We start from the raw sequence: 14221 nt of genomic DNA on the forward strand, positions 1-14221 counted from the left end.
GGTCATGCGGCCCCGCCGTCCGTGAGGGCCGGGCGGCGGGCGTAGGTGAAGAGGTGGTCCTCGGGGGCCGCGCGGTCGTCGTCCGGGGCGAAGACCGACACCACGTGGTGGAGGACATCGAGGCCGCAGTCCTCCCGCTGGATGCGCAGGTACTCCTCCGTCGAGAAGCTGGAGACCCTGACGGTGCGCTCCATCCAGACGATCTCGACGTCCTCCACGTCCGCGGGCACGGTCGCCGTCACCAGGAAGCCACCCGGCGCCAGCCAACCGGCCATGCGCTTCAGCGTGTCGGTCGCCTCCGCGCGACTCATGATCAGCAACGGGAAGAAGGCGCACACCGCGTCGAAGTGGCCCTCCGGCGCGTCGAACGCGCGCACGTCGCACTGTTCGAAGCGGGCCCCGGGCACCTGCGCGCTCGCGAGGGCGACCATCTCGCCGGACACGTCGATGCCGGTCACTTCGTGACCGGCACGCACCAGGAGGTCGGCCACCGGACGCCCCGTACCGCTGCCGACGTCGAGGACCCTGGCCCCCGCGCCCAGCCGGGCGGTGAGCCACTCGATCGCCTCGAGCTGGGCCGGCAGCCGGACGAAGGCGCGCTCGTAGTCGATCCCCAGGCCGTCGAAGAGCTCCGCCGCCGACATCGGCTGCCCCTTCGTACCGTCGTGGTCCATTCCGAATCCCTTCCGTCATGGGGTGCGTACGTACGTACGTGGGGTTCGTACCACGAACTGACGCGGAGCGCGTGGCGATCGAGCCACAGGCCGAGCGGCCGCGGCCTCGTTCACCCCATCGACCAGGGCCGGTGAAGGTGCTGCCACACCGTCGGATCCGTGCGGGGCCCGCCGCGGGTGTCCGCGCCGTACTTGGCGATCTCGGCGTCGAGGTCGAGGGGGCGGGTGGGAGTGGTCATGGCCGACAGTTCCGCGACGACCGCACCGTCCGGGACCAGCCAGCACACCTCGAAGTCCAGACCGTCGGGGTCACGCGCATACAGCGCCTTCGTGGAGGCGTGATCGCTCGCCCCGGTCAGCGCACCCGCCTCGGCGAGACGGGTCTGAATACGGCGCAGTTCGGCCAGGGTGTCCACCTCCCAGGCCAGGTGATACAGCCCCACCGTTCCGGCCCGGTGACCGCCGGGCGCCGCGTCCCTGGCCTGGAAGAGTCCCAGGTCGTGGTCGTTGGCGGAGTCCGCGGCCTGCAGGAACGCGGCGCCGGGGAACGCCTGGGGCAGCGCCCTGAAACCGAGGACGTCACAGTAGAAGGCCGTACTGCGCTCGACATCGGACACGAACAGTACGGCGTGGTTCAACCGGTGGATCGGCATGGTCGGTCTCGGCTCCGTTCACGAATCGGCCTGCGGTCACGAGAAGTATGAAGAACCGCCCCGCACACCGACGTACCGGTGCACTCGCAGCCCCCTGCCGCACGCACCACTCGACGTTCGAGGGTCGGTCCGCCCCCGCGGCGAGTCGCGGGGGCGGACCGGCTGCGGCGGGGCCGCCTCACCAGGAGGACTTGGTCACTCCCGGCAGGAATCCGGCGTGTGCCTGCTGCCGCATCCGGACGCGGGAGAGTCCGAAGGTGCGCAGGTAGCCGCGCGGACGGCCGTCCACGCTGTCGCGGTTGCGGACGCGTGTGGCGCTGGCGTCGCGCGGCTGCCGGCGCAACTCCGCGAGGGCGGCCTCCCGTTCGGCCGCGGTCGAGGACGGCCGGCGGACGATGCTCTTGAGCTCGGCCCGCCGGGCTGCGTACCGCTCGACGACCTGCTTCCGCTTCTCGTTCCGGGCGATCTTGCTCTTCTTCGCCATCAGACCTTCCCTCCCCGCGCGCGGATCCGGGCGACCGCGGCCTCGACGCCGATCGCGTCCACCGTCTTGATCGCCTTGGCGCTCAGGGTCAGCCGGACGTACCGGCCCTCACCGGGCAGCCAGTAGCGCTTGCGCTGGATGTTCGGGTCGAAACGGCGCGGGGTGCGCCGGTGCGAGTGGGAGATGTTGTTGCCGAATCCCGGCTTGGCGCCGGTCAGTTGGCAGTGGGCGGACATGGCTGCTGCTCCTCCTCGGGACGGACAGGCTTGTTGGAAATGGAAATCATTGCCATATACTAGCGCCATGGCACGCAACGAGATCCGCCCGATCATCAAGCTCCGCTCCACCGCGGGCACCGGATTCACCTACGTCACCCGCAAGAACCGCCGGAACGACCCCGACCGGCTGGTGCTGCGCAAGTACGACCCCGTCGCCGGCCGGCACGTCGACTTCCGCGAAGAGCGCTGACCCGCACCCCCCTTTGTCCCGACCACTGAAAGGGCCTGCCATGGAGCCCGGAATCCACCCTCGACGCTTCGAGCGACGTCGCCACGGAGCCCATCGATGACGCACCATCAGCAGATGCCCGTCGTGATCGTCGCCGGGCTCCACACCGAGGCCCGCATGGAGGTCGTCGAACGCCTCCTGCGGGCCGTCCCGGGGAGCGTCGCACTCCACCACGACCTGTCCGGAGCGTCTCAGGGCACCGTGCTGCGTGTCGTCCGCGATGCCTCCGGTGCCGTCTCCCACGGCGAGACGCCGCTGGTCGACGACTGCGCCTGCTGTGCGCTGCGCGAGGACCTCGTACCCGAGCTGGAACGCATGGCGGACAGCGGCCTGACCCGTCTCGCCGTGGTCGAACTCTGGGACTCGGTCGAACCGAAGGCCATGGCGGAGGTCGTCGCCGCTCACGGCGGGGACCGCCTGGTCGTGACCGGCGTGATCACCGCGGTGGACCCCTCACTCGTCCTGCCGTACCTCGCCAACGGCGACGACCTCGCCGAAGCCGGCCTCGCCGCGGCCCCCACCGACCGGCGGACCGTCGGAGACACCTGGGCCCGCCAACTCGAGTACGCGCCCGTCCTCGCCGTCGTCGACGGTGGCGAGGCGGACGGTGAGGGCCACGCCCTCCTCGCCCAACTGCACCCCACCGCCCGACGGGTGCCGGCCGCGTCCCCCGAACTCGCGCGGGCCGCGTTCGCGGGCTTCGACGTCGAGGCCGCCGCGGCCGCACAGCATCCCGCGTGCGCTCTCCTGCCGCAGGAGGCGGACGAGGCCGGCGTCACCACGCTCGTCTGGCACCGCCGGCGGCCGTTCCATCCCGGACGTCTCTACGAGGCGCTGGAGGACCTGTGCTGCGCGGCCGCTCGCAGCCGAGGGCGCTTCTGGCTCGCCGACCGCCCCGACACGCTGCTCGCGTGGGACGCGGCCGGCGGGGCCCTGTGCGTGGAGAGCGCCGGCCCCTGGCTGGCGTCACTGCCGGACGCGGCCTGGGACCTGGTCCCTCCCGTGCGGCGTGCCGCAGCCGCCCTCGACTGGCACCCCGACCACGGCGACTGCTGCCAGCACCTCGTCTTCACCTCGCCCGGCCTCGACCGGGACGGGCTGGAACGGCTCCTCGACTCCTGCCTCCTGACGGACGCGGAGTACGAGTCGGGACGCGACGGGTGGAGCCACCTGCCCGCGGCCTTCGACGCGCTCCTCGACCCCGCCTGAAATCCACTCCGCCCGGCCTGGCGCCCGGGCCAGCCGCGCACAACCGACACCCCGTACCCACAAGGAGACACCACCATGGCCCGACACCCCGACCCCCGCAAGCCGGTCAAGTCCCGGCCCAACCCACTCGACGCGGCCGGGATCACGTACATCGACTACAAGGACACCGACCTGCTGCGAAGGTTCGTCTCCGACCGCGGAAAGATCCGCAGCCGCCGCGTCACCCGAGTGACGGCCCAGCAGCAGCGGGCCCTCGCCACCGCCGTCAAGAACGCCCGCGAGATGGCCCTGCTCCCCTACGCCGACCGCTGACCACGCGGCGCCCGAGGTGGCCGAGCCGGGCCGGGGCGGGCTCGGCGTTCCGCGAGATGTACGAGCTGCAGGCCCGCCAGTTCCTCAACTCGTCGGTACCGGCCCAATCCACCCGGCCCAAAACAACCCCCGAACGAGCCGACCGACGCCGGCCCCACGCGGCCGGCCTGATCGAGGCGGTCAGGGGGTGGGCGGCTGCACCCAGGCGTCCGGGCCGGGACGGCCGCCCCCGGCGCGTACCGCGAGCCGGGCGACGCTACTTCGGCGGAAGCGTGGCGGCGAAGGCCACCGACGCCGTCACCCAGTGGCGCAGGACGGAGTCCTCCGCGAGTTCGGGGCCCGAGACCGTCACCCAGCCGCGCATCGGTCGGCCGGTGAAGTCCATGGGTCGGGCCTCGGGCCGGGCGAGCGCGGCCTCGGTGCGGTCCGTGCCCACCCGGGCGATGAGTTCGTCGCCGACCACGCCCACGGTCATGTGGCCGGCCAGCAGGAAGGACAGCCCGCCGAACATCCGCTTCTCGGTGATGTCCGACCGCTCGGCGAGCTGCTCCCTGATCCGCTGGGCCAGGCCCTCGTCGTACGTCATGCGTCCACCTTCCCCCAGGGGGCCGTGCTTCGCCGGGCGCGGCGCCGGTACCGTGGAGGGTCGTCCCCTCTCCTCGTACGCTCGCCTGCCCGCCGGCGGTGTGCCCGCCCGACAGGTTTCCCCGCCTTGCCCGACTCCGCTGTCCCCGTGCCCGCGCGGCTGCGCTCCTTCCGCTCGTCCTGGCTGTCACCGAAGGTGCTGCGTACCGAGGTGCTGGGCGGCCTGGTGGTGGCGCTGGCGCTGATCCCGGAGGCGATCTCGTTCTCGATCATCGCCGGGGTGGACCCGGCGATCGGCCTGTTCGCCTCCTTCACCATGGCCGTCACGATCGCCTTCGTCGGCGGCCGGCCGGCGATGATCTCCGCGGCGACCGGGGCGGTGGCCCTGGTGATCGCCCCGCTGAACCGGCAGCACGGCTTCGGCTATCTGGTGGCCGCGGTGATCCTGGCCGGGGTCCTGCAGATCGTCCTCGGCGCGCTGGGCGTGGGCAGGCTGATGCGGTTCATCCCGCGCTCGGTGATGGTCGGCTTCGTCAACTCGCTCTCCATCCTGGTGTTCATCGCGCAGGTGCCGCAGCTGTGGAACGTGCCCTGGGCCGTGTACCCGCTGTTCGCAGCCGGCCTGGCACTCATGGTCCTGTTCCCGAGGATCACCACCGCGGTCCCGGCCCCGCTGGTCTCGATCGTGATCCTCACGGTGATCACCGTGGCCGCGGGCATCGCCGTGCCGACCGTCGGCGACAAGGGCGCGCTGCCGTCCTCACTGCCCGTCCCCGGCCTGCCCGACGTCCCCTTCACGCTCGACACCTTGGCCACCGTCGCCCCGTACGCCTTCGCCATGGCGCTCGTCGGGCTGATGGAGTCCCTGATGACGGCGCAGCTCGTCGACGAGATCACCGACACCCGCACGTCGAAGACCCGGGAGGCCGTCGGGCAGGGCATCGCGAACATCGTCACGGGCTTCTTCGGCGGCATGGGCGGCTGCGCCATGATCGGCCAGACCATGATCAACGTGAAGGTCTCCGGCTCCCGGACCAGGCTGTCCACCTTCCTCGCAGGCGCGTTCCTGATGGTGCTGTGCATCGTCTTCGGGCCGGTCGTCTCCGACATCCCGATGGCCGCCCTGGTCGCCGTCATGGTCATGGTCTGCTTCGCGACCTTCGACTGGCACTCCGTCGCGCCCAGGACACTGAAGCGGATGCCCGCCGGCGAGATCACCGTCATGGTCGTCACCGTGGTGTGCGTCGTCGTGACGCACAACCTCGCGGTCGGCGTGGTCACCGGTTCCGTCACCGCGATGGTCGTCTTCGCCAAGCGGGTCGCCCGGCTCGCGGACGTCACCGCGGTCACCGACCCCGACGGCAGCCGGGTCGTCTACGTCGTCACCGGGCAGTTGTTCTTCGCCTCCTCCAACGAGCTCGTCGGACGCTTCGACTACGCCGGCGACCCCGACCGGATCGTCATCGACCTCTCCGCCGCCCACATCTGGGACGCCTCCTCGGTGGCGGTGCTCGACGCGATCGAGCACCGCTACGCCCAGCGTGGCAAGACCGTCGAGATCACCGGCCTCAACGAGCACAGCGCCGGCCTGCACCGCTCCCTCAGCGGGGAACTCACCAAGGTGGGGTGACGGCGGCACCGAACCTTCGTCCTCAGGGGTCGCCTGACACCACCGCCTGGTCGCCCGACACCACCGCTCGGTCGCCCGACACCATCACGGCCCACGTGTCGGCGGCGGCCGGGGGTCACCGGCCCGCCCGGAGCGCGGACCGGCGAGGTGGATCCGCTCGGCCGCTGGATCGCACGGCCGCGTATTGCTGCCACCATGGGCCGGTGAGCGACACAGAGGCGGGAAAGGGCCCCGGGCGTACGGACGCCGGCGCCCGGCGGCGGCGTCGGCGGGACCCGGAGTGGACGTACGCGGCGCTGCTCGACGCGCTGCTCGGGCTGATCTCGGAGAGCGGCCGGGAACCCACCAGGAAGGCGATCGCGGAGCGGGCGGGGGTGTCCGAGCGGACCGTGTTCGTGCACTTCGCCGACCGCGAGGCGCTGTACGTGGCGGCGGCCCGGCGGCAGGCCGAGCGGTGGCGCGCTCACGCCGAACCGGTACCGACCGCGTGGGAGACGGCGCGGAAGGCGGGGGCGCTCGTGGCACAGCGAGGCCGGATGTACGAGGTGATGACGCCGATCCGCAGGATCGGGCTGGGTCTGGAGGCCGACTCGCCGGGACTGCGCGGGGTGATGGCGGAGGGCGACGCCTGGTTCCGGGCGGATCTCGCCGCGGTGTTCGCGCCGGAGCTGGGACGGGGGCCGGACGCCGAGGAGCCCGGGGGGCTGCTCGACGCCCTGGAGGCCGCCTCGTCCTGGGCGGCCTGGGACCATCTGCGCTCCCGCCGAGGGCTCGACGAGGCGACGGCCCGGGCGGCGATCGAGCGGACGCTGCGGGCACTCCTGGAGGTCGTGCCGCACACCTCTTGACTCGTATTACAGTCGGACTGCAATAGTGGGCGTCCTCACCGAGAGCCGAGAAGGACGTGACCCTGCCATGACTCCGATGAACCGGCGCGGCTTCGTCGCGGCCGCCGCCGCGATGGGGGCCGCGGCCGCCTCCGTCTCCCTGAACCCGCAGACCGCCCAGGCGCTCGCCGGGAGCGGGCAGCCGCCCGGGGAGACGCCGACCCCCACGCGGACCGACGGGCTCCCGTACGAGGACGAGGCCGACTTCACCGACGCGGACCGCGGGTTCATCGCCGCGTTCACCGGCGGGCCGATCACCGACGCCGCAGGGAAGACCGTCTGGGACCCGGGCGCCTACCGCTTCCTCACCGAGGAGTCAGGCGATCAGGACGGCCCCGACACCGTCGACCCCAGTCTGTGGCGGCAGGCGCTGCTCCTGTCACGCGAGGGGCTTTACCGGGTCACCGACCGGATCTACCAGGTCAGGGGCCTGGACCTGTCCAACATGACGATCGTCGAGGGCGACACCGGCATCATCGTCATCGACCCGCTCATCTCCGCCGAGACGGCCGCCGCGGCCCTGCGGCTCTATCGCACGCACCGCGGAGACCGCGCGGTCCGGGCGATGATCTACACCCATCCGCACGTCGACCACTTCGGCGGCTGCCGGGGCGTACTGCCGGACGGCGCCGGGGGCGTGCCCGTGCTCGCCCCGAAGGGCTTCATGGAGCACGCGGTCAGCGAGAACGTGTACGTCGGCACCGCGATGGCGCGCCGCGCCGCCTACATGTACGGCTCCACGCTCCCCAAGAACGCGGGCGCGCAGGTCGGCTGCGGGCTCGGTCTCACGGTCTCGCTCGGCACCGTCGGACTCATCGCCCCCACCCGGTACATCGGCACGACGGGAGAGGAGGTCGTCCTCGACGGGGTGCGGATCCGGTTCCAGATGACCCCGGGCGCGGAATGCCAGGAGGAGATGAACTTCCTCTTCCCCGACCTGCGCGCGGTCTGCATGGCGGAGAACGCCACCCACACCATGCACAACATCCTCACCCTGCGCGGCGCCCAGGTGCGCGACGCCCATGCCTGGGCCGGCTACCTCACCGAGTCGATCGGCCTCTACGAAGGCACCGCGGACGTCGCCTTCGCCTCGCACCACTGGCCCACCTGGGGCAACGACGCCATCGTCGCGCTGCTCACCCACCAGCGGGACCTGTACGGCTATCTGCACGACCAGACCGTCCGGCTGATCAACCGGGGCATGACCGGCACCGAGATCGCGGAGACCTTCCGGCTCCCGCCGCAGCTCGAAGGCGTCTGGGCGAATCGCGGCTACTACGGCTCGCTGAGCCACAACGTCAAAGCGGTCTACCAACGGTACATGGGCTGGTTCGACGGCAACCCGGCCCACCTCTGGGAGCACCCGCCCGTCGAGGAGGCCCGGCTCTGGGTGGAATCGCTGGGCGGCCAGGCCGCGGTCCGCGCCCGCGCCCGGCACTACGCCGACCGGGGCGAGGTGCGCTTCGCCGTCACCCTGCTCAACCACGCCGTCTTCAACGACCCCCGGGACAGCCGGGCAAGGCGACAACTCGCCGCGCTCTACACCCGCCTGGGGCAGGCCGTCGAGAACGCCGTGTGGCGGAACTTCTATCTCACCGGGGCCCAGGAACTCCTGCACGGCATCACGCCGCACGCCACCGCCGCCCTGGGGCCCGACATGTATCTGGCCCTGACCGTCGGCCAGATCATCGACAGCCTCGCCGTCCGCGTCGACGGCCCGAAGGCCTGGTCGCTGCGGATCGCCATGGACTGGCACATCGGCGCCGACCACTGGCACCTGCGCCTCGCCAACGGCCTGCTCACCTGGACCACGGACACCCGGCCCGACCCCGACGCCGGCCTGACCATGACGATGACCAAGCCCCAACTCATCGGTCTGCTCGCCGGGAAGGGCACCGACGGCATCACCATGACGGGCGACCGCACCCTCCTGCCGCAGCTGCTCGCGGTCCTCGAAGCGCCCGAGCCGGAATTCCCGATCGTGACCCCGTGAACGGCACGGTGCCGTGCCGGCGGCGAGGCCTGCGCGGTGGCGCCGCCTCCCACGATCCGGTCGCGCACCGTGGTCGGGGGTCCACACCCCGCCGCGGAGAAGGGCCGTGCGAGATCCGGCAGACGCGGAGGCCCGGGGGGCGTCCCGCGTCGGGGCAAGGCGGCCGGCCGAGGGTGCGCCCACAGGGGCCTCCCTCGGCGCGGTGGGCTCTTCCCCTCCTGCCGGGCGGGCGGCACCCCCGATCAGATCGGCGGCGCGCAGCGCGGCCGGTCGTGATCACGCCAGGATGATCTAACGGTATACCGATCAGAGTGAGGCTCGACCTCACTCGCCGACGTAGACCACGCCCCCGTCCACGTCGGCGCGGATCTCCGTGCCTACCCGGCGCGCCATGAGGTCGTCGAGGCGCTCCAGGGGACCGATGAGGGTGCGGCCGCCGGCCCGGGCGACGCGGATCGCGGCGTCTACCTTCGGCTTCATCGAGCCCTCGGCGAAGGCGAGCTCGGCCAGGCCCTCGGGCGAGGCGGTGAGGATGTCGCGCTGCTCGGGGGTGCCCCAGTTCTGACTGACGAAGTCGCCGTCGGTGAGCATGATCAGCATGTCCGCCTTCAGGTCGGCGGCGAGGGCGGCGCTGGCCGCGTCCTTGTCGACGACGGCCTGCATGCCGATCTGGCGGCCCTTGGAGTCGGTGCGCACCGGCACGCCGCCGCCGCCCACGCAGACGACCAGCGTGCCGTTGTCGAGAAGGGTGCTGACGAGCGGCGCCTGCATGATGCGCAGCGGCTCCGGGGACGGGACGACCCGGCGGAAGGCGCCGCCGTCGCGGGCGATGGTCCAGCGGTACTCGGCCGCGGCCTCGGCGGCGTCCTGCGCCGAGTAGGTGGGGCCGATCAGCTTGGTGGGGCGCTCGAAGGCCGGGTCGGCCTCGTCGACCTCGGTCGTGGTGAGGACGGCCGCGACCTCGCGCTCGCCGGCCAGGGCGTTCGAGAGCTCCTGCTGGATGACGTAGCCGATCATGCCCTGGGTCTCGGCGCCGAGGATGTCCAGCGGGTACGCCGCGACGTCCTGGTAGGCGAGGTTCTGCAGCGCGAGGAGGCCGACCTGCGGTCCGTTGCCGTGCGTGATGACGACCTCGTGCTCGCGGGCCAGACCGGCCAGCGCCTGGCAGGCACCCCGGACGTTGGCGCGCAGGCGGTCGGCCGTCATCGGTTCCCCGCGGCGAGCGAGAGCGTTTCCTCCGAGTGCGACGACGATGCGCATGTGATTTCCCTTGCGGTGCTTGTGTTCGCTTATGAGAGCCAGAATGGTATACCAATATTGGTTGACCGGAAGGGGGCTCTGACGGTCACGGACGTACAGCGACGAGGAGGGCACGGTGAGGTGCCACAACCATGCCGGCGAGCTCCGGACGGGCTCGGGCGACGCGCGCCTGCTGGACCTGCTGCGCACCCTGTCCGGCACCGGCTCGGTCCACTCGGTGTTCACCCGCGTCGTCAACCTGCTGACACCGGACGGAACGCTGATCGCCCTCGCGGCCCGCGACTGCGGTGACGCACCCAGGACTCTGGTCACCGAGGTCGCCACGTGGACGGAGCACGGCCTGGAGGCCGGACGCGGTGTGACATTCGCAACCGGGAACATCTCTGTCGACGTACCGCACCCCCACCGGCCGCTCCGGCTGACGACCGAGGGCGCCCGCCCCTGGCACGCCGCCGCTCCCTCCCTCACCGCCCTTCCCCCGGGCGCGCTCGCGGCCGCCGCCACCGTCCTCGACGGGCTCTGCCGTACGCACGGCCCGCTCGGCGGCATGCTCGGCGCGGGACCCGACGCCGGGCCGATGGAGATCGCCGTCGTCCGCGCACTCGACGAGGGGCGGGCAACGCTGGTCGCCGGGGTACGGGCCGGTGACGACAGCCGAGTCCGGCGCGGCGTCCTCGGCCTCCTGGGACTCGGCCCCGGACTCACCCCGGCCGGCGACGACTTCCTGACCGGCCTCGCCCTGGTCGCGGCCCTGCCCGGCAGCCGACTGGCCGCCCTCGTCCCTGTCCTGCGCGACGTACTCGCCGAGCACGGCGCGCGCACCACGGCCCTCGCCCTCGCGACGCTGACCGAGGCGGCCGACGGCCGGGCCAGGGCCGAACTCCTCGACCTCCTGCGGCAGTTGGCGGAGCACCGCCCGGCGCGGGACCTGAACGTTCCCGTCCGAAAGGTGCTGGCCATCGGCCACACCTCGGGCGGCGACACCCTGTCCGGCCTGGCGGCCGGATTCCGTCTGGAAGAAGAACTGCGAGGTCCGCTGTGAGCATCACAGCCGTCGTACGGAAGAACACCTATTTCGACTCCGTCTCCCTGATGTCCGTCTCGACCAAGGCCAACGCCCTGGACGGGGTGGACCAGGCGTTCACCGCCATGGGCACCGAGATGAACAAGGGGGTGCTGGAGAACCTCGGCCTGCTCACCGACGAGCTGCGGTCCGCCGAGAGCGGCGACCTCATGATCGTCCTGGTGGCGGAGGACGGCGCCGACACCGAGGCCCTGCTCACGGAGATCGAGGACCTCCTCACCCGCAAGGCTCCCGCCTCCGCCGGCGGCGGCGAGGTCACCTACCGGACCATCGCCTCCGCCGCCGAGGGCATCGACGGCGCCAACCTCGCGGTCATCGCCGTCAACGGTGCCTACGCCGCCCGCGAGGCCCGCAAGGCCCTCGAGAGCGGCCTGCACGTGATGATGTTCAGCGACAACGTCGCCGTCGAGGACGAGATCGCGCTCAAGAACCTCGCCCACGACAAGGGCCTGTTCATGATGGGCCCGGACTGCGGCACCGCGATCATCAACAACATCGCGCTCTGCTTCGGCAACAAGGTCCGCCCGGGCTCGATCGGCATCGTCGCCGCCTCCGGCACCGGCTCGCAGGAGGTCTCCGTCCGCGTCCACGCGCTCGGCGGCGGCATCTCGCAGCTCGTCGGCACCGGCGGCCGTGACCTCTCCGAGCAGGTCGGCGGCATCATGATGGTCGACGGCATCCGCGCGCTCGCCGCCGACCCGGCCACCGACGTCATCGTCCTCGTCTCCAAGCCGCCGGCCGCCTCCGTGGAGAAGAAGGTCCTCGCCGAGGCCGCCGCCGCGGGCAAGCCGGTCGTCGTCTGGTTCATCGACGGCTCCGAGGAGGCGGTCACCGCCGCCGGTGGCCACTTCGCCGCCGGCAGCCTCGAGGCCGCCCGCAAGGCCGTCGAGCTCGCCGGCGTCGAGCGGAACGCCGCTGAGGACTTCGACGCCGAGGCCGCCGCCGACGCCGTCGTCTCCCGCCTGGCCGAGGGCCAGAAGTACGTGCGCGGCCTGTTCTGCGGCGGCACCCTCTGCGACGAGACCATGTACGCCGTGCGCGACGCCGGGCTCGACGTCTGGTCCAACATCCAGAAGAACGCCGACTTCCGCCTCCCGGCCGGTTCCGCCTCGCGCGGCCACACCTTCCTCGACTTCGGCGACGACGACTTCACCAACGGCCGTCCGCACCCGATGATCGACCCCGCCCTGCGCATCGAGCGCATCGTCGAGGAGGCCAAGGACCCCGAAGTCGCCGCGATCGTCATGGACTTCGTGCTCGGCTTCGGCTCCCACGAGGACCCGGTCGGCACCACCCTCCCCGCCATCGAGGAGGGCCGGCGCATCGCGCAGGACGCCGGCCGCCACCTGGAGTTCGTCGCCTACGTCCTCGGCACCGACCTGGACACCCCCTCCGTCGCCGCCCAGAGCGCCGCCCTGCGCGCGGCCGGCGTCACCGTCACCCTCAGCTCCACCGAGACGGGCCGGTTCGCCCGCGAGATCGCGAAGAAGGCACAGGCATGAGCACCGAGACCACCGAACTCACCCCGGCCGCAAGGCTGTTCGCCTCCGACCTGAGTGTCGTCAACGTCGGCCTCGCCATGTTCGACGCCGACATCACGGCCCAGAACGCCGAGGTCTCCACCCTGGAGTGGACCCCGCCCGGCGGCGGCAACCCGGAGGCGGCCCGCGCCCTCGACGCGCTGGAGCGCCCCGAGCTCGCCGCGCGGATCGAGGCCGCCAACGCCGAGGCCGTCGAGCGCATCATGGCCGCCCGCCCGATGCTGATCGGCTTCGGCCGGGCCCTCGACGTGGTCCCCGGCATGACCCCGACCACGATCCTCCACTCGGGTCCGCCCATCGCCTGGGAGGACATGAACGGTCCGATGAAGGGCGCCGTCACCGGCGCGATCGTCTTCGAGGGCCTGGCCGAGGACCTCGACGAGGCCGCCGAGGTCGCGGCCTCCGGCCGGATCACCTTCAAGCCGTGTCACGAGGCGGACTCGGTCGGCTCGATGGCCGGTGTCACCTCAGCGTCGATGTACCTGCACATCGTGAAGAACGAGACGCACGGCAACGTCGCGTACACCAACCTGTCCGAGCAGATGGCGAAGATCCTGCGGATGGGCGCCAACGACCAGAGCGTGATCGACCGCCTGGTGTGGATGCGGGACGTCTTCGGCCCGATGCTCAAGGAGGCCGTCGAGTTCACCGGCCCCGTCGACCTGCGCCTGCTGCTGTCCCAGGCGCTCCACATGGGCGACGAGTGCCACAACCGCAACGGCGCCGGCACGCTGCTGCTCTTCCAGGCGCTCGCGCCGGGTCTGCTCCAGTCGTCCTTCACGACCGAGCAGAAGAAGGAGGTCTTCGACTTCGTCGCGTCCTCCGACTACTTCTCCGGCCCGACGTGGATGGCGATGGCCAAGGCCGCGCTGGACGCCGCCAACGGCGTGCCGGACTCCACGATCGTCACCACGATGGCCCGCAACGGCGTCGAGTTCGGCATCCGCGTCGCCGGCCTGCCCGGACAGTGGTTCACCGGCCCCGCGCAGAAGGTCGTCGGCCCGATGTTCGCCGGGTACAAGCCGGAGGACTCCGGCCTCGACATCGGCGACAGCGCGATCACCGAGACGTACGGCTTCGGCGGCTTCGCCATGTCGGCGGCGCCCGCCATCGTCGCCCTGGTCGGCGGCACCGTGGCCGAGGCCATGGGCTACACCCGCGACATGGGCGAGATCACCACGGCGCAGAACCCCAACGTCACCATCCCGGCCCTCGACTTCCAGGGCCTGCCCACCGGCATCGACGTCCGCAAGGTCATCGACACCGGGATCCTGCCGATCATCAACACGGCCATCGCCCACAAGGAGGCCGGCATCGGAATGATCGGCGCCGGCATCACCCACCCGCCGGCCGAGGCCTTCACCAAGGCTGCCACCGCCCTCGCCGCCGCTCTCGCCTGACG

The 14221-nt window shown here is 71.8% G+C and carries 15 protein-coding genes; 9 read left to right on the top strand and 6 right to left on the bottom strand.

What is annotated here, in order from left to right:
* Window positions 1-2: 2 nt before the first annotated feature.
* From R2D22_RS03375 to rpmB, 4 genes are all read right to left on the bottom strand, one after another.
* Window positions 3-674: a class I SAM-dependent methyltransferase gene (locus R2D22_RS03375; RefSeq protein WP_318101109.1), complete on the bottom strand. Its 672-nt coding sequence runs from the start codon at window positions 672-674 to the stop codon at window positions 3-5.
* A 110-nt stretch (window positions 675-784) separates the two neighbouring features.
* Window positions 785-1312, bottom strand: a complete 528-nt coding sequence (locus tag R2D22_RS03380; RefSeq protein ID WP_318101111.1) for a VOC family protein — start codon at window positions 1310-1312, stop codon at window positions 785-787.
* A 193-nt stretch (window positions 1313-1505) separates the two neighbouring features.
* The gene (rpsN, locus tag R2D22_RS03385) at window positions 1506-1811 is read right to left on the bottom strand and encodes a 30S ribosomal protein S14 (protein ID WP_318101113.1); all 306 of its coding nucleotides are present in this window, start codon (window positions 1809-1811) and stop codon (window positions 1506-1508) included.
* Window positions 1811-2047: a 50S ribosomal protein L28 gene (gene rpmB / locus R2D22_RS03390; protein WP_318101114.1), complete on the bottom strand. Its 237-nt coding sequence runs from the start codon at window positions 2045-2047 to the stop codon at window positions 1811-1813. Before rpmB ends, rpsN begins: the two co-directional genes overlap by 1 nt.
* A 67-nt stretch (window positions 2048-2114) precedes the next feature.
* On the opposite strand from rpmB, the gene rpmG reads away from it, so the two are divergent.
* From rpmG to rpsR, 3 genes are all read left to right on the top strand, one after another.
* On the top strand, window positions 2115-2279 hold the full coding sequence (gene rpmG, locus R2D22_RS03395; protein ID WP_318101116.1) for a 50S ribosomal protein L33: 165 nt from the start codon (window positions 2115-2117) through the stop codon (window positions 2277-2279).
* Between the two features lie 96 nt (window positions 2280-2375).
* Window positions 2376-3527 (top strand): CobW family GTP-binding protein, encoded by a 1152-nt coding sequence (locus R2D22_RS03400; RefSeq protein WP_318101117.1) that lies wholly within the window; start codon window positions 2376-2378, stop codon window positions 3525-3527.
* A gap of 75 nt (window positions 3528-3602) precedes the next feature.
* Window positions 3603-3839: a 30S ribosomal protein S18 gene (rpsR, locus tag R2D22_RS03405; protein ID WP_318101118.1), complete on the top strand. Its 237-nt coding sequence runs from the start codon at window positions 3603-3605 to the stop codon at window positions 3837-3839.
* A 256-nt stretch (window positions 3840-4095) separates the two neighbouring features.
* On the opposite strand, the gene R2D22_RS03410 is transcribed toward rpsR, so the two are convergent.
* Entirely contained in the window at window positions 4096-4425 is a 330-nt protein-coding gene (locus tag R2D22_RS03410; RefSeq protein ID WP_318101119.1) for a TfoX/Sxy family protein, read from the bottom strand.
* Between the two features lie 126 nt (window positions 4426-4551).
* On the opposite strand from R2D22_RS03410, the gene R2D22_RS03415 reads away from it, so the two are divergent.
* From R2D22_RS03415 to R2D22_RS03425, 3 genes are all read left to right on the top strand, one after another.
* The gene (locus R2D22_RS03415; RefSeq protein ID WP_318101120.1) at window positions 4552-6054 is read left to right on the top strand and encodes a SulP family inorganic anion transporter; all 1503 of its coding nucleotides are present in this window, start codon (window positions 4552-4554) and stop codon (window positions 6052-6054) included.
* Between the two features lie 203 nt (window positions 6055-6257).
* On the top strand, window positions 6258-6902 hold the full coding sequence (locus tag R2D22_RS03420; protein ID WP_318101121.1) for a TetR/AcrR family transcriptional regulator: 645 nt from the start codon (window positions 6258-6260) through the stop codon (window positions 6900-6902).
* 67 nt (window positions 6903-6969) lie between these two features.
* The gene (locus R2D22_RS03425; protein ID WP_318101122.1) at window positions 6970-8934 is read left to right on the top strand and encodes an alkyl/aryl-sulfatase; all 1965 of its coding nucleotides are present in this window, start codon (window positions 6970-6972) and stop codon (window positions 8932-8934) included.
* A 324-nt stretch (window positions 8935-9258) separates the two neighbouring features.
* Here R2D22_RS03425 and R2D22_RS03430 read toward each other — a convergent pair whose 3' ends face one another.
* Entirely contained in the window at window positions 9259-10194 is a 936-nt protein-coding gene (locus R2D22_RS03430; RefSeq protein ID WP_318101124.1) for a carbamate kinase, read from the bottom strand.
* 115 nt (window positions 10195-10309) lie between these two features.
* Here R2D22_RS03430 and R2D22_RS03435 point away from each other — a divergent pair, with 115 nt between their 5' ends.
* The 3 genes from R2D22_RS03435 to R2D22_RS03445 are packed head-to-tail and all read left to right on the top strand — an operon-like array spanning window position 10310 to window position 14219.
* The gene (locus R2D22_RS03435; protein ID WP_318101125.1) at window positions 10310-11236 is read left to right on the top strand and encodes an oxamate carbamoyltransferase subunit AllH family protein; all 927 of its coding nucleotides are present in this window, start codon (window positions 10310-10312) and stop codon (window positions 11234-11236) included.
* Window positions 11233-12780, top strand: a complete 1548-nt coding sequence (gene fdrA, locus R2D22_RS03440; protein ID WP_318101127.1) for an acyl-CoA synthetase FdrA — start codon at window positions 11233-11235, stop codon at window positions 12778-12780. Before R2D22_RS03435 ends, fdrA begins: the two co-directional genes overlap by 4 nt.
* Window positions 12777-14219, top strand: coding sequence for a YlbE family protein (locus tag R2D22_RS03445; protein WP_318101128.1), 1443 nt, complete (start codon window positions 12777-12779; stop codon window positions 14217-14219). Before fdrA ends, R2D22_RS03445 begins: the two co-directional genes overlap by 4 nt.
* Window positions 14220-14221: the final 2 nt, after the last annotated feature.

This window comes from Streptomyces sp. HUAS YS2 (assembly GCF_033343995.1).
GTDB classification, from domain to species: domain Bacteria; phylum Actinomycetota; class Actinomycetes; order Streptomycetales; family Streptomycetaceae; genus Streptomyces; species Streptomyces solicathayae.